General features: G+C 63.8%; 23 protein-coding genes and 2 pseudogenes. 12 read left to right on the forward strand and 13 right to left on the reverse strand.

Going from position 1 to position 26,417, the window contains the following annotated elements; translation table 11 throughout:
* Positions 1 to 341: 341 nt before the first annotated feature.
* On the reverse strand, positions 342 to 800 hold the full coding sequence (locus GTV32_RS17240) for a thioesterase family protein (protein WP_161061353.1): 459 nt from the start codon (positions 798 to 800) through the stop codon (positions 342 to 344).
* A gap of 76 nt (positions 801 to 876) precedes the next feature.
* Entirely contained in the window at positions 877 to 1,278 is a 402-nt protein-coding gene (locus tag GTV32_RS17245) for a helix-turn-helix transcriptional regulator (protein WP_161061354.1), read from the reverse strand.
* A 296-nt stretch (positions 1,279 to 1,574) separates the two neighbouring features.
* Between GTV32_RS17245 and GTV32_RS17250 the strand changes: the two genes are divergently transcribed.
* Positions 1,575 to 2,207, forward strand: coding sequence for a TetR/AcrR family transcriptional regulator (locus GTV32_RS17250; protein WP_161061355.1), 633 nt, complete (start codon positions 1,575 to 1,577; stop codon positions 2,205 to 2,207).
* A 431-nt stretch (positions 2,208 to 2,638) separates the two neighbouring features.
* Here the strand turns inward: GTV32_RS17250 and GTV32_RS17255 are convergent, their stop codons facing one another.
* Both GTV32_RS17255 and GTV32_RS17260 read right to left on the reverse strand, forming a co-directional pair.
* Entirely contained in the window at positions 2,639 to 4,141 is a 1,503-nt protein-coding gene (locus GTV32_RS17255) for an NAD(P)/FAD-dependent oxidoreductase (RefSeq protein WP_161061356.1), read from the reverse strand.
* Positions 4,142 to 4,196: 55 nt separating this feature from the next.
* The gene (locus GTV32_RS17260) at positions 4,197 to 5,057 is read right to left on the reverse strand and encodes an alpha/beta hydrolase (protein ID WP_161061357.1); all 861 of its coding nucleotides are present in this window, start codon (positions 5,055 to 5,057) and stop codon (positions 4,197 to 4,199) included.
* A gap of 201 nt (positions 5,058 to 5,258) precedes the next feature.
* Here GTV32_RS17260 and GTV32_RS17265 point away from each other — a divergent pair, with 201 nt between their 5' ends.
* Positions 5,259 to 6,059: a helix-turn-helix domain-containing protein gene (locus GTV32_RS17265; RefSeq protein WP_161061358.1), complete on the forward strand. Its 801-nt coding sequence runs from the start codon at positions 5,259 to 5,261 to the stop codon at positions 6,057 to 6,059.
* Between the two features lie 102 nt (positions 6,060 to 6,161).
* Here the strand turns inward: GTV32_RS17265 and GTV32_RS17270 are convergent, their stop codons facing one another.
* Genes GTV32_RS17270 through GTV32_RS17285 form a run of 4 tightly spaced genes read right to left on the reverse strand, consistent with a single transcriptional unit; the run spans position 6,162 to position 9,386 of the window.
* Complete coding sequence (locus GTV32_RS17270; RefSeq protein ID WP_161061359.1) at positions 6,162 to 7,253, reverse strand: LLM class flavin-dependent oxidoreductase; 1,092 nt, start codon at positions 7,251 to 7,253, stop codon at positions 6,162 to 6,164.
* Positions 7,254 to 7,298: 45 nt separating this feature from the next.
* Positions 7,299 to 8,141 (reverse strand): mycofactocin-coupled SDR family oxidoreductase, encoded by an 843-nt coding sequence (locus GTV32_RS17275; protein ID WP_161061360.1) that lies wholly within the window; start codon positions 8,139 to 8,141, stop codon positions 7,299 to 7,301.
* Between the two features lie 31 nt (positions 8,142 to 8,172).
* Positions 8,173 to 8,844, reverse strand: a complete 672-nt coding sequence (locus GTV32_RS17280; RefSeq protein ID WP_161061361.1) for a 3,4-dihydroxy-2-butanone-4-phosphate synthase — start codon at positions 8,842 to 8,844, stop codon at positions 8,173 to 8,175.
* Entirely contained in the window at positions 8,841 to 9,386 is a 546-nt protein-coding gene (locus GTV32_RS17285; protein ID WP_161061362.1) for a flavin reductase family protein, read from the reverse strand. Before GTV32_RS17285 ends, GTV32_RS17280 begins: the two co-directional genes overlap by 4 nt.
* Before the next feature lie 456 nt (positions 9,387 to 9,842).
* On the opposite strand from GTV32_RS17285, the gene GTV32_RS17290 reads away from it, so the two are divergent.
* Positions 9,843 to 11,039, forward strand: a complete 1,197-nt coding sequence (locus GTV32_RS17290) for an aminotransferase class III-fold pyridoxal phosphate-dependent enzyme (protein ID WP_343287368.1) — start codon at positions 9,843 to 9,845, stop codon at positions 11,037 to 11,039.
* A 151-nt stretch (positions 11,040 to 11,190) separates the two neighbouring features.
* Here the strand turns inward: GTV32_RS17290 and GTV32_RS17295 are convergent, their stop codons facing one another.
* Both GTV32_RS17295 and GTV32_RS17300 read right to left on the reverse strand, forming a co-directional pair.
* The gene (locus tag GTV32_RS17295; RefSeq protein ID WP_161061363.1) at positions 11,191 to 11,913 is read right to left on the reverse strand and encodes an FCD domain-containing protein; all 723 of its coding nucleotides are present in this window, start codon (positions 11,911 to 11,913) and stop codon (positions 11,191 to 11,193) included.
* A 164-nt stretch (positions 11,914 to 12,077) separates the two neighbouring features.
* A complete protein-coding gene (locus GTV32_RS17300; protein ID WP_161061364.1) occupies positions 12,078 to 13,343 on the reverse strand; it encodes a cation:proton antiporter in 1,266 nt (421 codons plus the stop codon).
* A gap of 99 nt (positions 13,344 to 13,442) precedes the next feature.
* Here GTV32_RS17300 and GTV32_RS17305 point away from each other — a divergent pair, with 99 nt between their 5' ends.
* Genes GTV32_RS17305 through GTV32_RS17315 form a run of 3 tightly spaced genes read left to right on the forward strand, consistent with a single transcriptional unit; the run spans position 13,443 to position 16,235 of the window.
* Positions 13,443 to 14,039, forward strand: coding sequence for a TetR family transcriptional regulator (locus tag GTV32_RS17305; protein ID WP_161061365.1), 597 nt, complete (start codon positions 13,443 to 13,445; stop codon positions 14,037 to 14,039).
* On the forward strand, positions 14,036 to 15,568 hold the full coding sequence (locus GTV32_RS17310; RefSeq protein ID WP_202421831.1) for an MFS transporter: 1,533 nt from the start codon (positions 14,036 to 14,038) through the stop codon (positions 15,566 to 15,568). Before GTV32_RS17305 ends, GTV32_RS17310 begins: the two co-directional genes overlap by 4 nt.
* Positions 15,569 to 15,617: 49 nt before the next feature.
* Positions 15,618 to 16,235, forward strand: a complete 618-nt coding sequence (locus GTV32_RS17315) for a hypothetical protein (RefSeq protein ID WP_161061366.1) — start codon at positions 15,618 to 15,620, stop codon at positions 16,233 to 16,235.
* 3 nt (positions 16,236 to 16,238) lie between these two features.
* Here the strand turns inward: GTV32_RS17315 and styD are convergent.
* The 3 genes and pseudogenes from styD to GTV32_RS17330 all read right to left on the reverse strand — a co-directional run bounded on the left by styD (position 16,239) and on the right by GTV32_RS17330 (position 19,787).
* Positions 16,239 to 17,725: pseudogene (styD, locus tag GTV32_RS17320) on the reverse strand (phenylacetaldehyde dehydrogenase StyD).
* 13 nt (positions 17,726 to 17,738) lie between these two features.
* Positions 17,739 to 18,850, reverse strand: a pseudogene (locus tag GTV32_RS17325) (NDMA-dependent alcohol dehydrogenase).
* A gap of 88 nt (positions 18,851 to 18,938) precedes the next feature.
* Positions 18,939 to 19,787: a MaoC family dehydratase gene (locus tag GTV32_RS17330; protein ID WP_161061367.1), complete on the reverse strand. Its 849-nt coding sequence runs from the start codon at positions 19,785 to 19,787 to the stop codon at positions 18,939 to 18,941.
* Between the two features lie 563 nt (positions 19,788 to 20,350).
* Here GTV32_RS17330 and GTV32_RS17335 point away from each other — a divergent pair.
* The 6 genes from GTV32_RS17335 (at position 20,351) to GTV32_RS17355 (ending at position 25,777) form a co-directional block, all read left to right on the forward strand.
* Positions 20,351 to 21,952, forward strand: coding sequence for an ABC transporter substrate-binding protein (locus GTV32_RS17335; RefSeq protein ID WP_161061368.1), 1,602 nt, complete (start codon positions 20,351 to 20,353; stop codon positions 21,950 to 21,952).
* A gap of 127 nt (positions 21,953 to 22,079) precedes the next feature.
* A complete protein-coding gene (locus tag GTV32_RS17340) occupies positions 22,080 to 23,048 on the forward strand; it encodes an ABC transporter permease (protein WP_161061369.1) in 969 nt (322 codons plus the stop codon).
* 2 nt (positions 23,049 to 23,050) lie between these two features.
* A complete protein-coding gene (locus GTV32_RS17345) occupies positions 23,051 to 23,917 on the forward strand; it encodes an ABC transporter permease (RefSeq protein WP_161061370.1) in 867 nt (288 codons plus the stop codon).
* Positions 23,917 to 24,402, forward strand: coding sequence for an ATP-binding cassette domain-containing protein (locus GTV32_RS23165; protein ID WP_202421832.1), 486 nt, complete (start codon positions 23,917 to 23,919; stop codon positions 24,400 to 24,402). The genes GTV32_RS17345 and GTV32_RS23165 overlap by 1 nt, the downstream gene beginning before the upstream one ends.
* Complete coding sequence (locus tag GTV32_RS23170) at positions 24,402 to 24,920, forward strand: oligopeptide/dipeptide ABC transporter ATP-binding protein (protein ID WP_237421922.1); 519 nt, start codon at positions 24,402 to 24,404, stop codon at positions 24,918 to 24,920. Before GTV32_RS23165 ends, GTV32_RS23170 begins: the two co-directional genes overlap by 1 nt.
* Complete coding sequence (locus GTV32_RS17355) at positions 24,917 to 25,777, forward strand: ATP-binding cassette domain-containing protein (protein WP_237421576.1); 861 nt, start codon at positions 24,917 to 24,919, stop codon at positions 25,775 to 25,777. The genes GTV32_RS23170 and GTV32_RS17355 overlap by 4 nt, the downstream gene beginning before the upstream one ends.
* The last annotated feature ends 640 nt before the right edge of the window (positions 25,778 to 26,417 follow it).

Raw genomic sequence — 26,417 nt, forward strand, 5'->3', positions numbered from 1 at the left:
ACCACATTGCCAATGGTCTACAAGTTAGACCGATCATGTGACGAGCGCAACAGATCGAACGAGCAATCGTGAAAAGTTTTACCGCGCCGCCCAGCTTCTACCTGGTCCCACACGGGACGGAACCACCTGACCAAGCACTCCCTCGAGGGTCGGCGAAGGCGTGGTTCGCTGTCCTCGGGGCCGGGTTGAGCCGTGCCCATCCTCGGGGCACCATGCTTCGAAGTCGGTGAGCAGCAGGGTGTGCTCACCTGCACTTCACCGATGAGACTCGACAGGGCCTTCGGCCCTAACCACGTGATCCGTGCTCGCGCGGGCTGCGAGGTCTCGCGCATGGCGGGTCGTCAGTCCTCGGCGACCACAATTGTCGAAGCCGCAGTGCGGATTCTGTCCGGGATGGTGACGGTCTGGCGTGTCGCGCGATCGACATACACGTGTACGAACCGGCATGTTGCCGCGCACACCTGGACGGCGGACACCTCGACGAACAGCCCGAGTGAGTATGTGACGCTGCTTCTTCCGAGCCTCTCGATCGAGAGGCCGACCATCAGCTGGTCCGGGAAGGACACGGACCTGAGGTAGGTGCACATTGATTCCGCGACGAGTCCGACGGCCCCGAGTTCCCGTATGTCGACACCTGTTGCGTGCATCAGCCACCCGTTCACGGCCGAGTCGAAGTACGAGTAGTACTTGACGTTGTTCACGTGGCCGTAGTGGTCATTGTCCTCCCAACGGGTGTCGATACGCCACATCGCCGGATAGGAATGCAGCTCAGGAGGATGGAATTCGGTGGTGGGGGACATGTCCTGAAGTGTATTGAGAGGCGCGCACATTCGCGCTCAGACGGCCTGGGGGCGGTTCGCCGAACCCACGGTGGACTCACAAGGGCGAGGACCTCGCGATCATGGCGGCCAACTCACTGCGGTTCTTGGCACCCAGTTTGCGCCGGACATTCGCGAGATGAAAGCGCACGGTATGTGCAGATATATAGAGCCGATCTGCAATCGCCTTGTTCGTCAATCCGAGACTCACGGCATGAGCAACTTCGGCCTCCCGCTCGGTGAGTGTGCCGTCAGATGAGCCGGATTCGGGATGAACGGGCTCTGCGTCGTCAGTTGCTGCGAGTTCGATCGCGCGTCGCGCCAGCCAGCGGCAACGGTGACGTCGTGTCTCCGTGAGCGGTGCATGTCCTAGGTGCTGTTCCAACTCGTGCAAAAGGAGGAGTTGCGCCGTTCCGTTCGCGACTCGCCCTTCGCTCCCGGACGATGTTGTCGCTGTCATCGCGAACTCCTCGTCTTCGGGGCAGATCTGCCGACACCCGCTCGGACTGCTCTGAACAGGGACGGCGATTCTGCCCCCAAATCAAACTACTGTTCGTTAATATTACAGGACAGTTGGCACTGATCGGACTCGGCGGTGTGGGTGGTCCACCCACGAGTTGGCCTAGAATGACCGACACAACGATCGCGAGAAGCAACGATGTGTCGTGTGCGTGACCGCTACCTCGCAAGCATGGTGGCCACGTGGAACGAGTTCAGTGACTCGCCCGGCTCGCGCGCAAGCAAGGAGAACAAATCGTGACTGCGGTTGAACCCCCGGCAGAGGTTGACGGTCGGCTGCTTCGCGGGTCCCGCACCCGTGAGCAGCTCTTGCGCGCAGCCCTGCGATTGTTCGGCTCGAAGGGATTTCACGCGACAAGCATGCGCGACCTCGCAACCGAGGCGGGGGTCAGCCCTCCGTCGATCTACAACCACTACGCATCCAAAGAAGCGATCCTGGCAGCGGCTCTGGTGGCGGGCCTGAAACAGTTTCAGGGCACGGTCATCGCACCCGACGAGGACGGGATGCCCTCGGAGCTCCGACTCGAAGGACTCGTCCGGCGACACGTCGGGTGGCAGGTCCAGAACCGGGGAGATGTACGCGCAGCAGACCGACTTCTCGAGATGGTCAAAACCGGTGAGCTACTGCCCAGTTCGTCGACTGCTGAGATCGAGGAGTTGCTGCAGCGGTACCGCGACCTGTTCAACGTCCTCATCGACGACCTCCGCGACCGTCGCGGGCTCAGTCTCCCCTCGACCCATATCTGTGTCGAAGCAGTACTCGCCCTCTGTGACAGCTGCAACCGCTGGCACGAGAGCGACGACCGCGACCTCGTGCAAGTCCAGAACGAATGCTGGTTCTTCACCGCCAACTTGCTGGGGCTCCGCTAGTCGGCGCAGCACGCGACGTGTTGGTCGACGAACCCGGCCTTCGTCTGTGCCGGGATATCGGCGATCACTCTCAGGGCTGCCAGATCCTGAAGTACATACGAACAACTGTTTGTGTTCATGGGACATCCACTGTAGCCGTCGCCGGCCCGGGGGGCTGCACCACACTCGAAATCTCCGTTGTCGACGGTCGGTTCGCAAGTCTGGGTATTGGCACAACGCGGCATCTCGAACTTCTGGCGACCGAGGTGGTGCCCGCCCTGAAGTCGACCGCCGAGGACCCTCCGCGGTGCCCGTCGGTTGAGTTGATCTGAGGCTCCGAGGTCCCCGGTGACCGGCGCCGGCGTCGACGAAGTTTGGGAGGCAGATCGGACGCCCGCCCACGGAGATGGCCGTGGGCGGACGCGCATCTGTGATGGTCCGTCGTCAGCCGCTCACGCGCCGAGCTCAACCGCTTGGTCGGCATATGGTGCGGGGTCGAAGGTTGCGCACTGGTCGCGGAACGAGTGTGCGAAGTTCGGCCAGGACAGCGTTGCCTTCCCGTTCCGAGGATCGAGATACCAGCTGTCGCAACCCCCTCGCAGCAAGGCAGTCTCCTGTGCCTGAGCGTGCAAGAGATCCGCGTACCGTCCCTCGGCGGATTCCTCGACCTCAACGATCGCGCGCCGGGATGCGTCTGCCCACCTCAGCGCGCCGAGAACATAGTCGATCTGCGCTTCGATCATGAAGATCAGCGAGTTGTGACCGAGGCTCGTCGCGGGGCCGTTGAGCAGGAACAGATTCGGGAATCCGTGCACGGTGGTGGAGTTGTACGCCTGCATTCCAGACGACCAGTGTTCGGCAAGCGTCTCGCCGTTTCGGCCATGGATCAGATACGAGGACGGCAGATCCCACGTTTCGAAACCGGTCGCGAGGATCAGGACATCCAGGTCGAAACCTCGTCCCGCGCTGCTGACCGCGCGGCCGCTGTCGACCCGAGCCAGCGCGGAGGGTTCCAACGTCACGTTGTCGCGAGTGAGCGTGGGATAGAAATCGTCCGAACGGAGGATACGTTTGCATCCGATCTCGTAATCGGGAGTGAGGAGGTCACGAAGCAGAGGGTCCTCGATCTGCGACTGCATGTGACTCAGCGCTTCGCGACGGGCCTCTTCCAGGTAGGCCGGCACCAGTCTGCGTGCGGCGAAAGAGTACTCGCCGAGCCAGAAAATCGACTGACGGAGTTCGCTGATCGCGTCGGGATCGCGGCGAAACTGCTTCTTCTGGACCTCGGTGAACTCGAAGTCCTGACGGGCGACGATGTACGGTGCGGTTCGCTGGAAGAGGACCAGATGCTCAACCTTCGAGGCGATCGACGGCACGACCTGTATGGCGGAGGCTCCTGTGCCGACGACTCCGACCCGCTTGCCGTCGAGGTCGACGTCGGGATTCCAACGCGCCGAGTGCATCACGGTCCCGCTGAACTCGCCGATCCCCGGGATGTCCGGGAGCTTCGGATCCGTGAGATGGCCCATTGCCGAGATGAGGTAGCGACCGGTGAACGTGCCGGCGGTGGTCGTGACGACCCATCGTTCGCTGTCGCCATCCCAGACTGCCGAAGACATCTCGGCACCGAATCGCAGGTGCTCACCGAGAGTGGCGTCGTCCGCGACCTTTTGGAGATACTGCCAGATCTCTTGTCCTGGCGCGAACAGACGCGACCATTCCGGATTGGTCTGGAAAGAGAACGAGTACAGGGGAGAAGGGACGTCACATGCGACGCCCGGGTATGTGTTGTCCCGCCACGAGCCGCCGAGAGAATCGGCGCGCTCGAGGATCACGAACGAGTCGGTCCGCTGCTCCTTCAGTCGCACGCCCATTCCGATGCCGGAGAATCCGGCGCCGACGATGATGATGTCCACGTCGGCCAATGGGTCTGTCTTCGTCGATGCTGCGATCATGACTGTCACTCCGGGTTAGATGGTGAGAGGGATTGCGGATGGGCGGCCGGTCGCGTCACGGCTTGAGCTCGGCGATCATCGTGCCGGCCGGGTGTGCGCGGGGAGCGGCGTTGAACACCGAGATGACGTGGACCAGTTCCGCCGGCCGTTCGAGCACGACTCCGTGGCCCGACCGCACTTCGGTGTAGCGCGCGTTGTCGATGATCGAGAACAGTTCCCTTGAGTGATGCGGAGGAACCATGTAGTCGTCCCGGCAGGCGATCACGAGCGTGTCCGCGGTGACTTTGCCCGCGAGGTCGGTGATGTCGATCTTGCGGTTCAGATCCATCTGACGGCAGCCGAAGTCGTCATACTTCATCGCATCGACGAGAAACGACTGGTACTCGGCAGGCAGCTGACGCAGGAAGCCGGGGCTGTAGGCGGTGAACGCGCTGAACTCGGCGCATGCGACCGGGGCACTGTTCTTGGTACGTCGCCAGATGTTGTTCCGGAGCAGTTGGTGCCCGTCGGTCTTGGCCCAACCCGCGATGGTGATGAGGTTGTCCACGAGATCGGAGCGTTGTCCCGCAACGGATGTCGCGACGACGGCGCCAAGTGAGTAGCCGACGAGCGTGACGGAGTCCGCGCGGACCTCCTCCAGTACGCCGATCACCTGCTCTTCGAGTTGCCGGAGCTCGAGGATCGGCGATCCCGGATCTGCGAGGTCGATCGACAGTACTCGCTGCGGTCCCGCCAACATGGGAAAGATGAAGGGGTAATGGGTGTCAGTGGAGCCACCCGTGCCGTGTACCAGAACAATGGTGGGTAGGTCGGTCCTGCCGGCGCCCGAGTCATGGTAGGTCACCTCGACGCCGCCCACAGGTAGGCGGCGGGTGATCGGCTCGGCGACGAGGGTGGTGGGAGCGGGTGATGCCACGGGTTTGGTCCTTCGTTATAGTCCGTCAGATGGACTTATTGGGGAAGAATTGCGGAAAAAGGGTGTTCACTGATCCCGCTGCATTCAGAATGACACGTAGATATTGCGAGGTCAAGATGCTAGTGGATTAAGATGGGCTATATCTCGAATAGTCCATTTAGTGGACTATTCGAGATCCAGCTCTCGAGATGGAGGAGCGTGATGGAAGCGACGATGCAAGGAGCGCCGGCCGGTGTGGTCGAGAGGGCTGCAGCCATCCTGGCGGCGGTCGCCGACTACGGGAGGGTCGGTGCGCGTCTTGTCGACGTGGCGCGGGACACCGGGATCGCTAGACCCACGGTGCACCGGATCCTGCAGGAGCTGAGCAACTCTCAGTTGATCGAGATCCTTCCGGCGCGCCGGTACGGGATCGGGCCGGCCGCGCTCGCTCTCGCGCTGTCGGCACCGAATCCGTTGCTGCACAACAAGACAATCCAGGCGGTCGTGGAGGATCTCGCACAGCAGACCACGGTCACGGCCTATGCGGCGGCCCTGGTCAATCGCCGCGCCTACTACGTCGCGCGAGGTCAGGGGTCGGCGCCGGTCCATGTCTACTCGGTGGAGGTCGGCACCACCACGCCACTGCCGAGCACTCATGCGGGAATCGCACTCATGGCCACTGTCTCCCCTCGAGTCCGAGAGCAGATCATGAATGGACTGTCCACTGGTGCGATCGTGGTGCCGGAAGGCCTTCCGATTCCGCCGTCCACCGAAAAGATCGGCCAAGCGCTGGCGCAACTCGAAGAGTCTGGCCTGTACGCGGTGCACGAGTTGACCATCCGAGGAGTCTCCGGCATGGCAACTCTCGTTCCGGTGGGAGATGGGGCGGCTCCGATGGCGGTGACCCTGGCAGCAGTTGGCGATCTGCTCGTCACCCGCGATCTCGAGAAGAGCGCAACTCTGCTCCGTGCCGCCGCCAGTGCCATCGGTAGGGAGGTCAGGGGCCTCGGTGATGCGCACTGAAGACGACAGAACTCACTGAAACGACGCGATCCCGCCGACGGGACCACCGAGCAGACACCGAGCTCGGCCGAACCGTGACGGGATCGCGGCGATGGTGACAGATCAGCCGGCGTTCACGAGACCGTCGACACTGTCCTTGAGTGCAGGCGCGACCTCGGTGCCGAGCAGTTCGAGGTGACGACGGTAGAGCTCCGGCTCGGAATGGAAATCGTAGTTGTAGACGAGAAGTGTGCCGTAACCGCCGGCCGATTCTTGCTCGGCTCGCAGCTTCTCCACCACGGTGTCCGGGGTGCCGACGATCCAGACGTTGCGGGCCAGATACTCCTGGTCGACCTTTTCCGCTTCGAGGTCCGGCGCGACCATCTGCTGGAGGTGCGGGCTGTTCGCCAGGATGATCCACTCGTTCCAGGCGCGGCTGATCGGAGTCGACAGTGCCAGCTCCATGGCCTTCTCCTCGGTCTCACCGACGATGACATCACGCACGACACGCCAGTCCCGACGGTCAGGCGTCAGGCCCGCACTGGTCGCACCCTCGCTGTAGACCTCCCAGTGCCCCTGCAGGAAGCTGTTTGTGATCGCGATGCTGAGGGGAATGTCTCCCCGCTTGCCGCCTTCGCGGATCGTCGAGGAGCGCGGTGAGAACGCCGCGATCGCGGTGCGGGGACCGCCTTCCTGATACGGCCGCCAGTGCCCACCGAGCTGGACCTCCGGGATCAGTTCGGGGATGTCGACCGAGAAGTGCTTGCCCTTGATCGTCAGGGCCTCGCCCTTGTTCTGCCAGATCGCCTTGATGAGATCGTGGCCCTCGAGCAGCATCTCGTGGTTCTGGGTGGGCAGTTCGGTGCCGAAGAGCTGGGCATCGGTCGGGAACGCGCCCGCGCCGAAGCCGACCATCAGCCGACCCTTCGACATGTGGTCGAGAGCCATCAGCCGGTGCGCGAGCGCGACCGGATTGTGGTACGGCAAGAGGTTTGCCGCCGTACCGAACTTCATCCGGCTGGTCTCGCGGATCGCCGCTGCGATCTGGAGTTCAGGCGCACACCAGCGCTCGTACCCCTCGGTGAAGTGCTCCGAGAACCATGCTTCGGCGAACCCGTACTCTTCGGCCCAGCGGGTGACCTGGAGGTCCCACTCGAAACCCTCGTGTGGCGGTGTGTCCGGAAGCTGGTGAGCGTAGAAAAGCCCGACATGCATTGTGTACTCCTTTTTCTCGGCCTCGCGATCAGTGCGAGGACCTCGTCAGTTCCTGATGATGTATCCGGCGTCGACCGGAACTTCGGTGCCTGTGATGTAGCGGCCTTCGTTGGATGCCAGGAACATGAGCAGGGCACTCACGTCGCCCGGCTCGATCGCCCCAACGGGAAGGATGTTCATCATCTCCAGCCCCTTCCACCAGACGTCCGGATCGATGGTCTTGGTCGACTCGCCAGGCATGAAGGCGCCGATCATGTTGTCGTTCCACATCATTCCGGTCTTGACGGTGGTGGGATGAACCGTGTTGACACGGATGTTGTGTGGTCCGAGCTCTCCGGCAAGGGCACGCATCAGTGCGACCATGCCGAGCTTCGCGGCATTGTAGGCCGGGTGTCCGGCCTCCGCGCGAAAGCCGTTGGAAGAGGAGGTCATCAGGATGGATCCTCCGTTGCCGCCCGCGATGAGGGTGGGAATCGTCGCCTTGCACGTGCGCCACACGCCACCCAGGTCGATGTCGAGGGTGGTGGTCCATTGCTCTTCGGTCATGTCCCAGGTGGTCTCCGCGCCGGTGAAGATGCCGGCGTTGGCGAGGACGATGTCGATGCGACCGAAGGCGTCGACGCCTGCGGCGACGGCTGCGTCGAGCTGCTCCTGTGACCGTACGTCCGCCTGTTGCGCGATGATGCGCCCGCCGACCGCTTCGACAGCCCGTACCGTCTCGTCGAGGTCGTCGCGCGATGACATCGGATAATCTGCCGCGTCGACCGGGCCGCAGAGGTCGGTCGCGATGATCGCGGCTCCCTCTTCGGCGAATCGAACGGCATGCGAACGGCCCTGACCTCGACCGGCTCCGGTGATGAACACCACTTGATCAGCAAACTTACTCATGTGTTCCTTTTCTCTTCTCTCGCAGAGGTTTTCAAAGGCCGTTAGGTGATCGGCCCATATGGCGGTCCGTCGCGGTCCGTACACCGGGACACGGCAGCATCGCGATTGGGACGCAATGGTCGTCGCCGAAACGATGCAGTTCGTCTCCGGAGACGATGTCTCCGTGTTCGTCGAGCATCGGTGCCAGCGCAGCCACCGGCGCGAGCGCGAGGCGCCGCATGATGCTGACCGCAGTGGCATGGACGTCCGCACCCCATCGGCCGGACGAGCGGATCGGGACGACGTGCCCGGGGCGACTCAGATCGTCGTGGCGGGTGTTCGGATCGGCCAGTGCGCGCACCGTGATCGCTCGGTCGTGAGCGGAAATCCCGGTGCCGGTATCCCTGACCGCGTCGACCGACACGGCATAGTCGAGGTGGTCGACAGAGTCGTTGACACGAACCATCGGCGGGAGCGCGAGGCGATCGAGAACGGAGCCGTCGGTCGCCACGCACACGAAGCCGTCAGTGTGCTTGATGACGAATGCCATGGTCGACGTGGACACCCGGTCGCCGGCCGCCATCAGATATCCGGGCTGACCTGCTCCCAGCTGCAGGATTATCGGCGCTCCGTCGAGAAGCGCCCGTACGCATTCCTCGCTGATCCATGTGCCGTCTACAACGCCGTCGTTGCGCGGGCCATCCCAGGTCTCGAGGAGCGTCATCGTGCACCACCTGTCTCGCGCGATGGCACTGCGCCGGGCGTCGCGGAGACGATGGTCGGGAACTGTGATCGGAAGAAGACGAGGGGCGACGGATGAAGGGAGTCCTGGTCGAGAGTGGTATCGAAATCGTTGATGCTGCACACGGCGATGAGGTGGTCTCCGCCCGGGTGCTGGTCGACGATCGTGCAGTCGAACCATGCGACCGATCCATGGAGCAGCGGGTGATCGGTGCGATCTGACTCCACGAGGTCGACAGCGGCGAACTTGTCCGTCCCGCTCCGAGCGAACTGGCGCGCCAGTTCGGACTGGCCCTCAGCGAGGACGTTGATCAGAAGTTTTCCCTCATCGGCGACGCGCGGCCACGTCGTCGAACTGCGATCGACAGCCAGGAGAACGAGGGCGGGATCGAGCGACAGCGACATGAACGACTGGAGAGTCATTCCTGCGGGGCCGCTGGCTGTCGCGGACGTGACGACAGCGACGCCGGTAGGGAAATGGGCGACGACATCCCGGAACTTGCGCTGGTCGATCGTTGACGACATGGCCACCGAGGTCTCCTTTCATGGGTTGTGGTCGAGCGATCGGCACGACCGGTCGAGCGAACGACCTGTGATGTGAAGTGCGAGCGTCGGCCCGACTGGTGTGAGCGTACCCTCGACTGGGAAGATGTATGAACGATCGTTAGTAATTAGTGACCGGCTATTGTGATCTCCGGCCTGATCCATCGGATCCCTGCGGCGATTATGCTGTTGTAGTGCGCTGATTGGCTCTCGCGGGAAGGATTTGACGTACCAACCGCGTCCACGCTCGGCGGAAGAACGGGTGACATAGATGCGTGCAAAGCTCTGCATCTGGCCGCTCCGTTCTGATATCTTACGAACCAACAGTCATACTTTACCACGAGTATGGTTTCGATCACAGAGGAAGTGGGAGAAGTGAACGAACTCAACGGTTCGCTGGAGGCGTACCGACGCACAGAGCGCATTGTGGGAGCCGGTGTGTCTTCCGGCCTCCGCGCGATGATGCAACCGCACCCCCTTTTCATCGATCACGCCCGCGGGTCACGGATGTGGGACATCGATGGCAACGAGTACGTGGACTACGTCATGGGTTGGGGCCCCCTTGTCGCCGGGCACAGCCACCCCCGGATCATCTCGGCGGTTGGCGAGATGCTGCCGAGGATGCAGATGATCGGGATGGGTCATCGGCTCGAGTACGAGGCCGCGGAAGCCGTGGTTGCCGCGATACCCGGCGCGGAAAAGCTGCTGTGGAGCAACAGCGGGACCGAGGCCGTTCAGGTCGCGCTGAGGTTGGCACGTGCGGCCAGCGGCCGGAACACGGTTGTCAAGTTCATCAACAGCTATCACGGATGGCACGACTCGGTCTTCGCGAGCGTGGCATACCACGAGGGTGGCGAGGCGGCGACGATGAACTCCCTGGGACAGAATCCACACGCCATCGATCAACTTCTGGTGTTGCCCTTCAACGACATCGACGCGGTCGGTGAACTGTTGGCCGACGCGGCCGCGCGGGACATCGGCGCGGTGTTGCTGGACCCGGTCCAGAGCAACTCGGGCCTCTACGCCCCGGTGCCGGGCTTCCTCGAAAAGGTTCGAGAGCTCTGCGACGAGCATGGCGTCATCCTGATCTTCGACCAGGTCATCGCAGGTTTCCGTGTTGCGCATGGCGGTGCGACCGAGCGCTACGGTGTCGAGCCGGACCTCTCGGTGCTCGGAAAGGCGATAGCGGGCGGTTTTGCCCAGGCCGCCGTCGTCGGGCGCGCCCCGATCATCGATCTGGTGACCCAGGGGGTGTTTCACGCGGGCACCTACAACGGGAACCCGATCGCCCTCGCCGCCGTGCAGGCAACGATGGATCTGCTGAACGAGCCCAGAACCTTCGAGGGTCTGGACTCGGTCGCGTCGGGGTTACGGACGCGGCTGGTCGACGCGTTTGCGGAGTCGTCGCGGCCGTTCGAGGTCCGGCGGATCGGGTCTTTGCTGGCCATCGACGAGCAGGCCGGCGACCGGCCCCCGATCTGGTCCGATCTGACAGGTGAACTCGTCAACCACGGCATCCTCGCGTTGCCGTCCGGAAAGGTCTTCGTCTCCACCGAGCACACCCATGCCGATTCGGATCGCTTCGCCGAGGGCATCCGTGCCGCGCTCAGGGTGGTCGACGCAGCCGCGGTGTGACACTCCGCCCACCACGGAGTTCACTCTCGGGCAATGCCCCCTGGCCGTGTGAGGAGCGACTGCGGATGTCGGTCGGCTCGAACCCCGGACCATCGAGCGCGATCCGCTTGCCGATGGTCCGGGTGACCGGTTGTCTCGGAGGACGGTCGTCTCACGGGGAATCGAGCAAGGTCTGTGTGAAATGCTGCGCGGACCTGTCATCACCGAGGTAGATCGCGCGAATATTCTTCATGTGGGTGTCGACTGCCATCGCGATCTCGTTCGAATCGCCTCCCTCGAGCGCTGTCAACAGTTCGGCGTGTGTTGCCAACGACGCTCGGCGCAGATCGCGGAGGGTCTCGGGCTCTTCGAATGCGCTGAACTCCCGCCGCAGGGTGGCCTGCTCGTTCACCAACTGGCCGACGACGTTCCTGAGCAGAGGATTTCCCGACGCTTCCGCGAGCTTGAGGACAAAGCGCATCGAGGCTTCCGCGTATTCGGTGTCGTCGTCGATCGACTCGGACATCTCGGCGTAGATGCCGCGTAGTGCGCGCAGGTCGGCGACCCGTGCGCGAGCCGAAACGAGTAGAGCGGCGGCGAGCTCGATGGGCTCGCGAACCTCGAGGAGCCAATTCATCACATCGCAGCGGTCACCAGGCGTGCGCTCGCCGAAACTCGGCAGGTCAGAGATCGAAACGACGAATGTTCCGCCGCCGCGGCCTCGCCGCGATTCCAGTACTCCGCGCTGTGCGAGTTCGTCGATGGCGAAACCCACGATCGCCCGACTCACACCGATATCGGACGCGAGTTCGCGCTCTGAGGGCAGACGGTCGCCCTCTCGGTACGTGCCGGAGCGGAGGGCGTCGATGATGACACCGAGTACGCGGTTGCGCATCGGTTGACGTTCCGCTGACAGCGTCGGAGCTGTCGGTGTGTCTACGACGGTCGAGTCAGGACTCACGGTTCCTCCGGTTGATCGTGGTCGCCGCGCGCCTCATCGACATCGGCTCGCCCTACCACCATAGAAGGCGGGCGAAACAGCGGCGGGGCGGTCCTGCCTCAGGCGGTGTCCGAGTTCACCGCCCGGCCGTGGTCACGGTCGATCCATCGCACCAACGGTATTGCCGCCAGTCCGTGGATGAGCACGCTTCCCAGGACCACGAGAACCGTCACCCCGAGTACCGAGGCCGCGGCGTCAGGGTCAGCCAACTGGTTGAAGGCGAGCAGGCCGAAAACTATGGAGGTGGTGCCGCGCGGGCCCAGCAAAGCGATCAGCCAGCGCTCCGTCGGGGTGCGGCGCGACCCGAGTAGTGCCAGCAGCACCGGTATCGCCCGCACCACGGTGAGTACGAGAGCGCAGTACACCCAGGTCCACGCAGTCAGATATCCGCTGGCCAGTACGAGAACGGCGACATTGCCGAAGACAAACCACATGCCCATCGTCAACAGGCTGGTCACATCGTCGAGAAAGGCACGATCGTGGTCGCCGATCGCACGCCGGGTGTTCGCGACCTCGGAGGCGGAACGCTGATTGATCCGCACCTGCCGGAAGACGATGCCGCAGACGAAGGCGGCGACGAACCCGTTGGCACTGGCGAATGACGCGGTGGCGTAGGTCAGTACGGGCAGGATCACCACGACGACTCGCGCCGCCGGGCCGGTGGTGAGTCCCCGGTGCTCGCTCGCCGACAGGAGCTTTCCGACGATAAATCCTGCGACGGCGCCGACGGCGATCGCGAGCAGGACGGATCTGACGGCCGACCCGAGATCATGACTGCCGTGATGCGCGATCGCTGTCGCTCCCGCCAGGAAGATCGCGTAGGTGAAGATGGGTGACACGATCCCGTCGTTGTAACCGCCCTCGACGTTGATCGCGTCCCGTACCCGTTTGGGCACGCGACGGTCTCGCACGAGCGATTCGGCGGCGGCGAAGTCGATGGGTACGACGGCGCAGGCGATCACGACCAGTACCGGTACGCCGATGCCGGGAAACAGTACAGCCCCGACGCCGACCGCGGCGGCGATGCTGAGCGGCAGCGCAAGCCCGAGGAGTCGGGCCGCGATTGCCGGATTGTTGCCGAACGGCTTGCCCGACCGGACTTCAGAGGCATCGACGAACAGCAGGATCGCCAGGATGATCTCGGCGATCCGGGTCGTCGTTGTGGAGTTGAGCACTCCCGCAAGCTCAGCATGAGTGAAGACGCCCGTGACTATCCCCGCTGCGGTCAGCACCACGGGTACCCGGACATGGACCCGTTCGAGCGGAGCGGACACCAGCGCCCATGCGGTTGCGATGAAGCCGATGACCAGTGGAACCCATTGCACAGCAACGACTCTACGGGTCGCCAAGGGTCGTTGGCGGCGTCTGGGAGGGTGACGAACATTACTGTACAAATGTACGCGTACAAATGTACAGTAATGTTCGTGAACGAAATCCTGGCACAGAGTCGCGGGCGACGACGTGACCCCGACCTCCGTCGACAACAGATCATCGAAGCGGCCGCGGAGCTCATGCTCGAGGTCGGTGTCGGCGGACTGACCCACCGACTGATCGCAGATCGCGCCGGCGTCTCGGTGGGGTCGACGACAGGCCACTTCTCGACCCTCGACGACCTTCGCCGAGCCGCGATCACGCGCATCTCCGACGATCTCGACGAGGTGCTCGCCGACATCGAGGCCGCACTGGTGAGCGCCGAGGGCGGCGAGGCCGACCGCGATCTCACCGCGACGCTGGTCGACGGCTTGTACACCTATCTGTCCGACGCCCGTGTGCTCCGGTGCGACGTGTCGCTCGCGACAGCGGCACTGACCGACGCCGATGCGCGTGCGTTGGCCCTGCGATGGTTCGACGGCCTCGTCGCGGTGCTGACGCCCCACCTGGGCGGCGTGCGAGCGACCGCGGTCGCCACGTTCATCGACGGCGCAGCCTGGCATTCCGTACTGGAGGGACGTTCCCTCACCCGTTCGAGTCTTTCCGAAACCCTTCGCACCCTGATCAGCAAGGACGAACACCAGCCATGATGACCACCACCATTCCGGTGACCTCGGCAGCCCGCCGGTGGGCGTCGGCCATCGTGCTCTCGGCGAGCCTTCTCGTCATCACGATGGATCTGACCATCCTGAACATCGCCATCCCGGACCTGGCGACAGACCTCGAACCGTCCGCCGGTCAGCTCCTCTGGATCGTGGACGCGTACTCCCTGGTGCTGGCGGGCTTGCTGATATCGATGAGTGCTCTCGGCGACCGACTCGGGCGCAAGCGACTGTTGATCACCGGTTACGCCATCTTCGCGCTGGCGTCGGCGGCGGTGGCAGTCGTCGACTCGGCGGAAGGCGTCATCGCCATCCGCGCGATCCTCGGCGTCGGCGGCGCGATGATCATGCCCACGACACTGTCGATGATGCGCGCGGTGTTCCACGATCCGGTGGAACGCGCGAAAGCGCTGGGGTTGTGGGCAGCGGTCTCGGGTGTGGGCGCCGGCATCGGTCCGATCGTCGGTGGATTCTTACTGGAGCACTTCTCCTGGCACGCCGCATTCATCGTCAACGTCCCGCTGATGCTCGTCGCAGTCGTTGCCGCAGCCGTGATCCTCCCGGAGTCTCGGGTGTTGGAACCCGGCCGCTGGGACGTCGTGGGTACTGTCCTCTCGCTCGCCGGGATGATCGCGCTCGTGTGGTCGATCAAACGGTTCGCGAAGGAACAGACCCTCGCCGATCTGCTCGCCTGGGCGACACTGGTGGGCGCGGTCGTCCTGCTGGTGCTGTTCGTGGTCCGCTGTCTCCGACGACCCGACCCCTTGGTCGACATGAGGCTCTTCCGGCGTCCGCAGTTCTCGGCAGGCATCGTGGCCGCGCTCGGTACAACGTTCGCACTCGGTGCGGCTCTGCTGCTTCTCGCGCAATGGGTTCAGGTGGTGCAGGGCGCGAGCCCCATCGAGACAGGCATCCGATTGCTGCCGGCGGCTGTTGCCGGCACCGTTTTCTCGCTCGTCGTCCCGTGGCTGGCGCAACGGCTCGGCGCTCGCCTGGTCCTCGCCGGTGGACTCGCGGTTGCGGGGCTGGGGATGGTGATCCTCGCCATTCCACCAGGTGACCTGACGACTACACGCGCCATCGTTGCTCTCGTCCTGGTCGGTGCCGGAATCGCATCGCTCGCCGTCGCTTCGGCGATGATCATGTCGCACACACCGGACGAGAAGGCCGGAAATGCCGCAGCTCTCGAGGAAACGTCGTACGACCTCGGAAACGTACTCGGCGTGGCAATCCTCGGCAGCGCCTCGGCGGTGCTCTTCAAATCAGGACTGGCGGGCGACCCTTCGCTGAGCGGACTCGGACCGGAGGTCCGGGAGCACGCGCAGTCATCCATCAGCAGCGCGATCGGGGTCGCCGACGAACTGCACATCCCCGAACTGGCCTCGGCGGCCAACCGGGTGTTCACCGACTCCCTGCAGACCACGGGACTGATCGGTGGTGTCATCATGTTCGTCGTCGCGGCGGTCGTGTTCGTGACCACCCCGAAAGGCACAGATATCAGTACTCAGCATCACTGACAGGCCGGCGAGGGATACGCTCCCCGCCGGTCCGCAGAAGGGACACCACATGACCGAAGTGCTCATGGCCTGCGTCGTGTACGGAGAGAACGGTTTCGCGCTGACCCAACGTGCCATCACACTTGCGACGGAGTCAGATGCCCCGCTGCATGTGCTGATCTTCGATTCGTTCTCGGACGACCATGACGGCGATCGGCTTCTCGAATTGCCGATCCTCGAGCAGATGGCGGGTGCGGCTCGCGGGACTGTCCGGCACGTTCGTGCCCAGCCCGACCAGATGGTCGAGGCGATTCGCCGGCACGCCCGTGAGGTGGCAGCGACGCAGATCCTGATCGGTGAGCGGCAGGATGGAGCCATACTTCGCGCATTCGGGTGGACGACGGCGGAGGAGATCATGCGGGCGGTTCCCGAGGCAGACCTCCACATCGTCCCCGTCTCTCGCTCGCAGGACCCGGAGTGGCCTTACGAACCCGCCGTGCCCGCCACACTGACGACGGACACGGCGGGCACGATCCTTCGATACGGGAAACCGGGGGACGGGATACCCGGCCTGTTCATGCGGGAACGCGAAACCGATTTCGACAACGGAGTGTTCCTGTACGAGCGCGATGGGCAGGTCGGCGAGGCGGCGATAGTGCGCGGACGATCCGACGACCGGTTGCCGTGACTGCTACAGAACGACGGTGACGACCTTCTCCTCGGTGTTCGCCTCGATTCCGGCCCAACCGAGTTCACGACCGACACCACTGGTCTTCATCCCACCCCACGGGAGTGCGGGGTCGATCGCTGCCCAGCCATTCACCCACACTGCACCCGCGCGAACCCGAGCCGAGAGCGTGTGGGCGTGGGAGACGTCGCGGGTCCAGATGCTCGCTGCGAGACCATAATCGGTGGCATTGGCGATGGACACCGCCTCTTCTGGGGTGTCGAACGGGATGACCGTGCCCACGGGTCCGAAAATCTCCTGGCGCGCAATGGTCATGTCGTTGGTGGCGTCGGCGAAGATGGTCGGCTCGACGAAGAACCCCGCGCGGTCGGGGGTGCCCCCGCCTGCCGCCAGCCTGGCGCCCTCGGATCGGCCCGCGGCGATGAAGCCGAGTACCGAGTCCCGTTGCCGCTCATTGATGAGTGAGCCCATCGTCGTGTGTGGGTCGAACGGGTCGCCGAGAACCTGACCTGCGGCAGCGGCGGCCAGGCCGTCCACGACCTGCGAGTACACCGAACGATGAGCCAGTACACGCGTTCCCGCGGCACAGACCTGCCCCTGGTTGAAGAACAGTCCCATCGCGGTCGTCATGATGGCCGACTCCAAGTCCGCATCGGCGAGGATGATCTGGGGGACTTTCCCCCCAGCTCGAGGGTGGTGCGCTTGAAAGTGTCCGCGGCCTTCTTCGAGATGAGTCTTCCCACACGCGGACTGCCGGTGAAGCTGATCTTGTCGACGTCCGGGTGTCCGACGAGCGCGTCCCCCGCCACCTCGCCCAGCCCCGGGACGACGTTGACGACGCCGGCCGGGAACCCGGCTTCGTCGATGAGCCGCGCGAGATGCAGCACCGAGAGGGGGGCGTCCTCCGGCGGTTTCACGACCAACGTGTTCCCGGCAGCGAGGGCGGGTGCCAGTTTCCACGCCGCAATCATCAGCGGGGTGTTCCACGGGATGATCGCACCGATGACGCCGACCGGTTCGCGGACGGTGTAAGAATGCGTCGGCTGTCCGGCATATCCGCTGGTCGGGATGGTGGAACCCTGGATCTTGTCGGCCCAGCCCGCGAAGTGGCGGAAGGTGGCGACGGCGTTCGGAACATCCATCATCGCCGGCTGCCCGATCGGCTTGCCGATGTCGTGCGCTTCGAGGGAGGCGAGGATCTCTCCGTCACGCTCGATGAGGGCTGCAAGGCGGTTCAACAGGTCGCCGCGCACCGTGCCCGGGGTCGATCCCCATTCTCCGTTCGACTGCGCGCGGGCAGCGTCCACCGCGGCGTCGATGTCGGCCGCGGTGCCAGACGCCACGTCGATGAGAGGCCGCCCGGTAGTCGGATTGATGTCGGTGAACGTGCGATCGTCCGACGCGTTGCGCCAGTTCCCGCCGATGAACAGCCGGGTGGCGGTGTCGTCGGGAAGTCGGATGTCGGTGAATGTCTCGTCTGTCGTGGTCATCTGGGTTATTCCTTCAGTAGGTGATGAGGCCGCGTACGTTCTCGGCCTTGCGCATTGCCTCGTATCCGTCGTTGACCTGATCGAGGGAGTATGTGCGAGTGATCATCTCGTCGAGTTTGAGATGTCCCTCCATGTACAGCCGCAAGAGGTGAGGAATGTCGAAGCGGATGTTGGCATTGCCGAACCAGGACCCCTTCAGTGTCTTGCGCATCGCGGTCAGGTCGAACAGGCTCAGTGATGTGTCGATCTGATTGATGTCGCCGACCGAGACGTTCACGCAGATACCGCCCTTGCCCACGAGGCTCATCGCCGGGGCGATGATGGCGCCGGAGGCCACGTCGATGGTGATGAGGACCTTGTCGGCCATTGCGCCCCAGGTGAGGTCATTGACGAGTGCGAACGCCTCCTCGATGTTCTCGGCGGTATGACTGGCACCGAAGATCGAGGCCTGTTCGCGTTTGAAGGGTGACGGATCCACGACGACGACATGCCGGGCGCCGGCCAGGGCCGCACCCTGGACCGCTCCGCAACCGACACCGCCCATACCGAGGATGACGACGGTCTCGCCTGCCGCGACGCCGGCGGCGTAGACCGACGACCCCCAGCCGGTGGTCACGCCACACCCGACGAGTGCCGCCTTGTCCAGCGGGACGTCCTTGGTGATCTTGACGCAGGACGCCTCGTTCACCACCGTCTGGGGGCGAAAGTACCGAGGAGACACTGGATGCCGGCGTCCTGACCCCGCACGTGGTGCCGTGCCGTGCCGTCGCCGACCTGGTAGCCCTCGAGAAGATAGGCGCCGAGGTCGCAGACACTCGACTGGCCGGTGGCGCAAGCGCGGCATCTGCCGCAGGCCGGGATGAAACCGAGTGCGACGTGGTCACCGACCTCGACCGAGCTGACGTTGGGGCCGACTTCGGTGACGACCCCGGCGCCCTCGTGACCGCCGATGAAGGGGAGGAGCCCAACCGGAACGCTGCCATCGCGGACGTGTTCGTCCGAGTGGCACATGCCGGACGCGGCCAGCTCGACCTTCACCTCACCGTGCTTGGGGGCGTCGAGCACGAGCTCTTCGATCTGCCAGTCTTGTCCCGGCTCCCAGAGAACTGCTGCCTGCAAGGTCACTGTCTTATCCTTTGTCGTCGGACGATTGCCATCGTCATGGTGTGATCGGCTCGGTTGTCCGAAATATTTGTGGCTCAGTAGATTCTGTTCACGAACGCAGGGTGAAGCGGCCGCGGTCGATCACCAGCTCGCCGCCATCTCGGAAGACCTGGAACGAGGCGCCCTCGGCGGTGCGCCACAGCGCGACCGAGAGGGAATCGCCCGGGTATACCGGGGCGGTGAACCTCGACCGCATCGCGCCAAAACGCGCGACGTCGTTGTCTGCCACGTGCTCGAGGAGCGCTCGGCCGGCGACACCGTACGTGCACAGTCCATGCAGGATGGGGCGGTCGAATCCGGCTCTCGCGGCGAAGTGAGGGTCGGAGTGCAACGGGTTGCGGTCTCCCGACAGTCGATAGAGCAGAGCCTGTTCCGGCCGGGTGGCGTAGGTGACGACCGCGTCGGGCGGAGTGCTCGGCCGAGTCCACTCGTCGACCGGCCCGCGCTCGCCACCGAAGCCGCCTTCACCGCGGATGAACATGGTGCTGTGCGTGGTGAAGACAGGGCTTCCGTCGGCGGGATCGACGGCGTCCGTCTGGTACGCCACCAGCCCGCCCGACCCCTTGTCGTGGATTCCCGTGACCGTGGTCGCCACTCGGACCGTGCCGGCGGGCGGCAGGGATGTGTGCAGAACAAGGCCTTGCTCGGCGTGCACCAGTTGAGATTCGTCGTAGGTGCCTATGTCCACCTGGGGGCCGTCGTCGTTGAGGACGACCGCGAACGTCGGCAAGGCGCGCTGGGTCAGATCGTTGCTGTTCTCGGTGGTGTAGGCGAGTTCGTGTGCAGGTGCGCCCAGGCCCGCGCCCACACCGACCGCGTACAGGAGCGTGTCCTTGCTCGTCCAGGACACCTCGACCGGTCGAGTCTTCTGTCCCACACTGGCCGGGTTCAGCGGCATCGTCGTGATCCTTTCTGAGGCGAGACCGATTGGGATCGGCCGCGATGAGGAGTACCGCGTAGCAACGCGCGACCACGCGGGTGCAAGAGGATGGGTAGGACCGGGTGAGCCGTGATTCGCCAGACGGCCTCCGGTCGCCGCAAAAATATCATAAGTTGGACATTTTGGATCTCTGCGGTCTCGATGTGCATAGGTGTTACTGAACGAAGGTTCGGCAAAACAGTTCGGACTCTCGGCGGTTCTACCAGGCTACCGACTGTATCGCATGAGCGTCCCTGCCTCTATAACGGCAGAAGTACGAACGGTCGTACGAAGTGTTGCGCGTTCTGGTTCTAAGGTTTAGCGTATAGGCCATTCAGCGGTGTGGCAGTGATCACAACGGTGTAGTGAGGGTGGGGTAGACCATCACTCGTCAGTCGCGGCCTCTCGGCCGCTGTCGGATAGGAACAGATATGATGCGACCGTCAGCTGATGCTGCGTCTCACCGGCGCCGCAGTGGAGTTCTCGATCGGAGCCGCTGCTTACGTGCGGTTGTCACGGTCGCCGCAACGTCTGCGCTCGCGGTGTCCATCGCGGCGTGCGGGGGCACCACGACGTCGGATTCCGCGCAGAACAGCGCGTCTCGCGTATACGACACACCACCGGCCAAGGGTGACGTCGACATGATCAAGTGGAATCTGCCGACTGGGGAGCCGGCGACGATGTATCCACCGCACTCGTTCGACTTCAGCGCGGGCACGGTCATGTCGAATCTCTGTGACACATTGGTCACGACCGAACCGGACCTCACCGATGGAATGGGGCTCGCGGAGAAGGTCGATCATCCCGATCTGACGACTTACGTGTTCACAATCCATGATGGTGTCCGCTTCTGGAACGGCGATCCGCTCACCGCCGAGGACGTCGCGTACAGCCTGGGCATCAATCTGGACCCGGCAGTCGCGACCTACTACGGTGCGATGTACAAGAACGTCGAGAGCATCAAGGCAACCGGACCGCTAGAGGTGACGGTGAAGCTGCGTAAGCCGGACGTGTCGTTCTACAACTATCTCGACAGCGCCGGCGGCGCGATCGGCCAGGAAAAGTTCATGCGTGCCGCGGGCGCACGCTATGGCACCCCGTCGGGTGGTCTGATGTGCTCTGGTCCGTACAGGTTGAAGAAATGGACGCCGGGTGAACAGATCGAGTTGCAGCGCAACGACGACTACTGGAACCCGAAGCACCGCGCGCATTCCGCGGCGATGTCCTTCCAGTTCATCACCTCGTCGAACACCATGATGCAGGCGCTGCAGTCCGGAGCGGTCGACGGCTCGTTCCAGCTCTCGTCCGCGAGCGTGCCGGGGCTCCAGAACTCCAGTACCGGGACCCTGTACTCCTCGACCGCCACCCGAACGATCAGTGCGCTGCTGCCGGCCACGAGTGACGGACCGATCGCAGATGTGCGGATTCGTCGGGCACTGAGCATGGCCATCGACCGTGCGGGTCTGGTCCAGGGCGTGTTGCACGGTCTCGGCACTCCGCTCAACTGGATGATGCCTGACACGGTCATGGACACCCCGGTACAGACCGAGGCGTCATCGAAGGTCTACAAGGACGCCCTGGCCACCGTGCCCAAGGGAAGCCTCGACGAGGCCAAGAAGCTGGTCGAAGAGGCCGGAGCGCCCAATCGTCCGCTGGTTCTTGCGATTCCGGAAGGTGATGAGGAGATCCGTCGAGTGGGGACTGTTTTGCAGTCCACGGCGGAGCAGGTCGGTCTGAAGCTCGACCTACGCGTGACGCCGCCGGCCGACCTGAACAACATGTATTACGACCCGCAGCAACGTGCCGGCATCGACCTTCTGTGGGACAACGACACGATGGCCGGCGGGTCACCGTTGAGCATGTTCGGTTCCTACCTCGGACCGGATGCCGGCAACAACCTCCTCAACTACCAGAACCCCGAGGTCGACGCTGCGATGGACAAGGCGGCCGCGACCGATGATCAGGTCGAGCAGGCGAAGATCTTGGCGCCGGTACTCGTGAAGGTGGCGGAGGATGCGGTGATGATCACCCTGTACACCCCCAACGCGAACACGTTCCTCAGCAAACAACTGACGGGCGTGGGACTCGCGGACCCGTTCTTCGCATCCGGAATCTGGGCGCCGTCCATAGGCGCCGCGAAGTAGCACCCGAACGACATCCGGGCGCGATGGCCGGCGCCATGCGGCCTCGGTATCGGTCCGGATGTCGTGCGAGTACCCACACGCGGCGGCGCGTTGCGCGCCGTGCATGAACTGAAGGTGGATAGCAAAAATGACACGAGCGACGCCAGCGCTGAGATTGCTCGGCGTGCAACTGTTCTGGTTGATCCTGACTCTCTTCGTATCCAGCTTGCTGATCTACGGTGCGCTCTACATCGCACCGGGAGGCGGACCGTTGGGCGCGCTCCTCGGAGGGCGCTCGATGGACCCCGCCTCGATCGAGCGACTCAAAGAGCAGTATCACCTGAACGATCCCTTCTTCGTTCAGTACTGGCATTGGCTGTCCAATGTCCTGCACGGTGACCTGGGGACCTCACTGATCTACAAAGAACCCGTCAGCAACCTCGTCGGTTCCCGGCTGGTCGTGACGCTTCAGTTGGTGGGCTACGCCGGGATGTTGATCGTGTTGTGCGGCATCGGTCTCGGCGTCCTGGCCGCGCTGCGACCGCGGCTCCTCGGAACGGGTATCGTGGCTGCGACGTCACTGGGTATGGCCATCCCACAGTTCGTGGCAGCGATGCTTCTTGTGTCGGTCTTCTCGGTGACGCTCGGGTGGTTCCCGGTTCTGGGTGAGGGCAGCGGGCTCGTCGACCGCCTGTGGCACCTGACGCTTCCCGCTGTTTCTCTCGCCCTCTCCGGTCTGGCGTATGTGACCCTCGTGGCGAACGCCGAGGTGCGGAATCAGCTGAGGAGCGAACACGTGCAGACCGCGACCGTTCGCGGTTTGTCCCGGGGACGCGTGCTTCGTCGCCATGTGCTCCGTAACGCGATGATCCCGATCACCACCGTCGTGGGTCTGACCGTCGCCTCTTTGTTCGCGGCGGTCGCCGTGGTCGAAGACGCCTTCAGCCTGAACGGGTTGGGCGCCTACCTGATCGCCGCCATCAATCAGCGGGACTTCGCCGTCGTACAGGCGATCGCGTTGTTGCTCGTAGCGATTTTCGTCATCGTCAACGCAGTTGTGGACGTGCTGTACGCGCTGCTCGACCCGCGGCTCAGCGGCCGCACAGAAGGAGCGTGATCATGGCCATCGCGGCATCGTTCACACGGCCGACCATCTCTGCCGGGTTCGCACGTGTGAAGTCGAGTTTCAATGCCACCGAATGGATCTGCGGGAGCGTGATCGCGATCCTCATCGTGATCGTCGCCTTCGGTCCGCTCATGGCACCGTATGACCCGAACGCCCTCAACCTCACGGACATCGGGGCAGCACCGTCGAGCGCGCACTGGCTCGGTACCGACGACACCGGTCGAGACATCCTGTCCCGGTTGCTCGTGGGAGCGCGTCCGACTCTGTTGGCATCGGCCGGGATCGTGTTGCTGGCTTCCGTCGTGGGCACCGCGCTGGCCCTGTTCGCCGCGTGGCGAGGCAGATTGACGGACACCGTGATCAGCCGGGTCCTCAACATCATCTTCGCCTTTCCCGGCCTGATGCTGGCGATCCTCGCGACAGCGGTGGCGGGACCCGGCCTCACCGGGCCGGTGATCGCGTTGAGTATCGCCTACCTGCCCTACATCGCCCGGGTGGTACGCAGTATGGCGTTGCGCGAGCGGCGAATGGGTTATGTCGAGGCGTCCTCGGTACAGGGCGCCGGCGGTTTTGCGACCACGATGCGGCACGTGCTGCCGAACGTCATGCCGCTGGTGTTCGCGCAGGCGACCATCAGCTTCGGCTACGTGGTCATGGAACTGGCGGCGGTGTCCTATATCGGACTCGGTGTGCAGGAACCCAAGTCGGACTGGGGCCTGATGGTCTCGCAGGGCCAGCAGGGGCTCCTGAACGGACAGCCATACCAGTCACTCTTCGCGGGTGCGGCAATCGTGGTGACCGTTCTGACGGTCATCTTGCTCGGAAATCGCATGTCAGAACGCTGGGGAGTTGAGGAGTGATGGCGAACCTATTGGAAGTCGAGAACCTCTCGGTACAGCTGAGAATCCGACACGAGTTCGAGACCGTCCTCTACGGTAGCTCGTTCTCCCTCGAGCCCGGTGAGTCCCTGGGGGTGGTGGGCGAGTCTGGGTCCGGTAAGAGCATGACGGCCCGAGCAATCACCCGGAGTCTTCCTCCCGGCGCGCGGATGTCGGGGAGCGTGCGGTTCGACGGAGATGACGTCGCGCAGCTACGCGGCTCAGCACTACGTGATTTCTACTCCAACGGCGTGGGTTTCATCTTTCAGGACCCGCGCTCGCACATCAATCCGGTGTACACCATCGGCGATTTCCTCACCGAGGCAATGACATCGACTTCCGGCATGTCGCGGCAGGCCGCGGTCGATCTCGCGGTGAGGTCGTTGGAGGAAGTCGGGATCAACGATGCGGCAAGGCGTCTCACCCAATACCCCCATCAGCTCTCGGAGGACTTCTTCAGCGGGTGATGATCGCAGCGGCCCTGGCACCGGGTCCACGCCTGCTGGTCGCCGACGAGCCCACGACGGCACTCGATGTGACCACCCAGGCTGATGTGATGGCCATCCTCGACGAGCAACGTCGCAGCCGGGACATGGCACTTTTGTTCATCACACACAATCTCGAACTTGCGTCGGCGGTGTGCGATCGAACGCTGGTGATGTACGCCGGCCGGGTGGTCGAGGAACGTCGATCGGTCGATTTGCATGACGCACCACTGCATCCGTACTCGGCCGCACTGGCACGATCGCGTCCGAGCGTCGACAAGCGCATGGACAGATTAGACGTTGTTCCCGGCAGGCCCATTTCTCCGCTCGACGCTCCGCCCGGGTGCGCCTTCTGCCCACGATGCACATTCGCGGTGGACGAGTGCGAGACCGACCTACCCGAGTTGGCTCCGCTGCGAGGCGGACGCGTCGCGTGTCACCGTGCCGAGGAAATCCACGCAGAACTAAGTGGTGCCAGAAGTGAAGGACTCAGCTCATGACACGAACGATGGTTGCGGACACCGGTGAGAGTGCGATCGCCGAGCCGGTCATCGAAGTGCGTGAGTTACGGAAGGTGTACCAGGTTCGTGACGCCGGGACCTGGCGCACGTCGGAGTTCGTGGCCGTGAACGACGTGTCGTTCACGGTTCCGGCCGGCGGGTCGGTCGGGATCGTCGGCGAATCCGGATCGGGCAAGACCACCACGGTCCGGATGGTGCTCGGACTCGAAACACCGACGTCGGGCGAGATCGTCGTGGCCGGTCGTCCTCGCATCGGTTCGAAGGCGCGAAAGGCCGAGCGTCTTCGGCGCGGACGGGAAGCCCAGATCGTGTTCCAGAATCCCTATGCGTCTCTCGATCCGATGCAGCGAGTGTCGGAGTCACTGGACGAGGTCCTGCGGATGCACTTCTCACTGAGTCGCGCCGAACGTCGCGAACGTACCGCCAGACTGCTCGAGCAGGTCGGATTGGACCCCCGCCACGGTCGCGCCTACCCGCGTGCGCTCTCCGGCGGTCAGCGACAGCGTGTTGCCATCGCCCGGGCCTTGGCGACCGAACCGGAAGTCCTGATCCTCGACGAACCGACGTCGGCGCTCGATGTGTCGATGCAGGCGCAGGTTCTGAACCTGCTGGCGGACATTCGCCGTGACACCGGTATCGCCTACCTCTTCGTGTCACACGATCTGGCGGTGATCCGCCAGATGACCGAACAGGTCCTGGTGATGTGCAAGGGCGAGGTCGTGGAAGCGGGTCAGACGGACGCAGTACTCGATACCCCGCAGAACGCCTACACCCAACTGCTGCGGCAGTCTGTGCCCGCGCCGGGGTGGACGCCGACGAAACGGTCCGTCACATGAGAGATGGCCGACGCCATCTGCCACAACCATGAGGGGGCGGCGCGCCCGTGTCTCTGAGGCCGGGCGCGCCGCGGCATGAGAAGACCGCCCTGATAGGTCTCACCACAGCGCGAGTGTGAGTACGCCATGTCCACACGCAGCGCATTCTGACACTCCCTGCGCATTCTGACGCCGCCGGCTCCCCTTGTCGGCCGAGGTGCGACAGATCGAGCGAGGTGCGCAGATCGAGGCTGTTGCCGATTCCACAGCCTGCAGCGCTGTCCATCGAAGCGCCAGGCCCCTAATGGTGCTGATCTGACGACATTCATGTCTTGCGTACCGGCGATCCGCCGACCCCGAGGTGTCGTCGGCCCGTCTTGGTGATCATCGCGCGGCTTTGGAGTACCAGTTCCGACCCCTGTGCCCAGGGTATGGACTATCAAGAACGCCTTTCTGAAACCCAAAGTCCAACGTGCCTCGCGGCCCCTTGTGTGCCTTTGATGAGCCGAGGATGACCTTCTGTGAGCATGCACTCGCGGATATGCTGCGAAAATCCGAAGCGATGGTGATGGCGGAGGCCGCGGATTTGCGCTCCAAGCGCGTTGTGCTGACCGCTTTAGAGGTCTATAGTTCAATCCATTAACTATAGATCCGGATGGCC

This window comes from Gordonia sp. SID5947 (assembly GCF_009862785.1).
Taxonomy (GTDB): domain Bacteria; phylum Actinomycetota; class Actinomycetes; order Mycobacteriales; family Mycobacteriaceae; genus Gordonia.

What these genes read in the sequence shown, in the direction of transcription:
- GTV32_RS17270 (WP_161061359.1), bottom strand. Translation starts at nt 7,253, where the DNA reads ATGCATGTCGGGCTTTTCTACGCTCACCAGCTTCCGGACACACCGCCA.
- GTV32_RS17240 (WP_161061353.1), bottom strand. Translation starts at nt 800, where the DNA reads ATGTCCCCCACCACCGAATTCCATCCTCCTGAGCTGCATTCCTATCCG.
- GTV32_RS17310 (WP_202421831.1), top strand. Translation starts at nt 14,036, where the DNA reads ATGATGACCACCACCATTCCGGTGACCTCGGCAGCCCGCCGGTGGGCG.
- GTV32_RS17255 (WP_161061356.1), bottom strand. Translation starts at nt 4,141, where the DNA reads ATGATCGCAGCATCGACGAAGACAGACCCATTGGCCGACGTGGACATC.
- GTV32_RS23165 (WP_202421832.1), top strand. Translation starts at nt 23,917, where the DNA reads ATGGCGAACCTATTGGAAGTCGAGAACCTCTCGGTACAGCTGAGAATC.
- GTV32_RS17330 (WP_161061367.1), bottom strand. Translation starts at nt 19,787, where the DNA reads ATGCCGCTGAACCCGGCCAGTGTGGGACAGAAGACTCGACCGGTCGAG.
- GTV32_RS17345 (WP_161061370.1), top strand. Translation starts at nt 23,051, where the DNA reads ATGGCCATCGCGGCATCGTTCACACGGCCGACCATCTCTGCCGGGTTC.
- GTV32_RS17280 (WP_161061361.1), bottom strand. Translation starts at nt 8,844, where the DNA reads ATGACGCTCCTCGAGACCTGGGATGGCCCGCGCAACGACGGCGTTGTA.
- GTV32_RS17275 (WP_161061360.1), bottom strand. Translation starts at nt 8,141, where the DNA reads ATGAGTAAGTTTGCTGATCAAGTGGTGTTCATCACCGGAGCCGGTCGA.
- GTV32_RS17245 (WP_161061354.1), bottom strand. Translation starts at nt 1,278, where the DNA reads ATGACAGCGACAACATCGTCCGGGAGCGAAGGGCGAGTCGCGAACGGA.
- GTV32_RS17265 (WP_161061358.1), top strand. Translation starts at nt 5,259, where the DNA reads ATGGAAGCGACGATGCAAGGAGCGCCGGCCGGTGTGGTCGAGAGGGCT.
- GTV32_RS17295 (WP_161061363.1), bottom strand. Translation starts at nt 11,913, where the DNA reads ATGCGCAACCGCGTACTCGGTGTCATCATCGACGCCCTCCGCTCCGGC.
- GTV32_RS17340 (WP_161061369.1), top strand. Translation starts at nt 22,080, where the DNA reads ATGACACGAGCGACGCCAGCGCTGAGATTGCTCGGCGTGCAACTGTTC.
- GTV32_RS17315 (WP_161061366.1), top strand. Translation starts at nt 15,618, where the DNA reads ATGACCGAAGTGCTCATGGCCTGCGTCGTGTACGGAGAGAACGGTTTC.
- GTV32_RS17285 (WP_161061362.1), bottom strand. Translation starts at nt 9,386, where the DNA reads ATGTCGTCAACGATCGACCAGCGCAAGTTCCGGGATGTCGTCGCCCAT.
- GTV32_RS17355 (WP_237421576.1), top strand. Translation starts at nt 24,917, where the DNA reads ATGACACGAACGATGGTTGCGGACACCGGTGAGAGTGCGATCGCCGAG.
- GTV32_RS23170 (WP_237421922.1), top strand. Translation starts at nt 24,402, where the DNA reads ATGATCGCAGCGGCCCTGGCACCGGGTCCACGCCTGCTGGTCGCCGAC.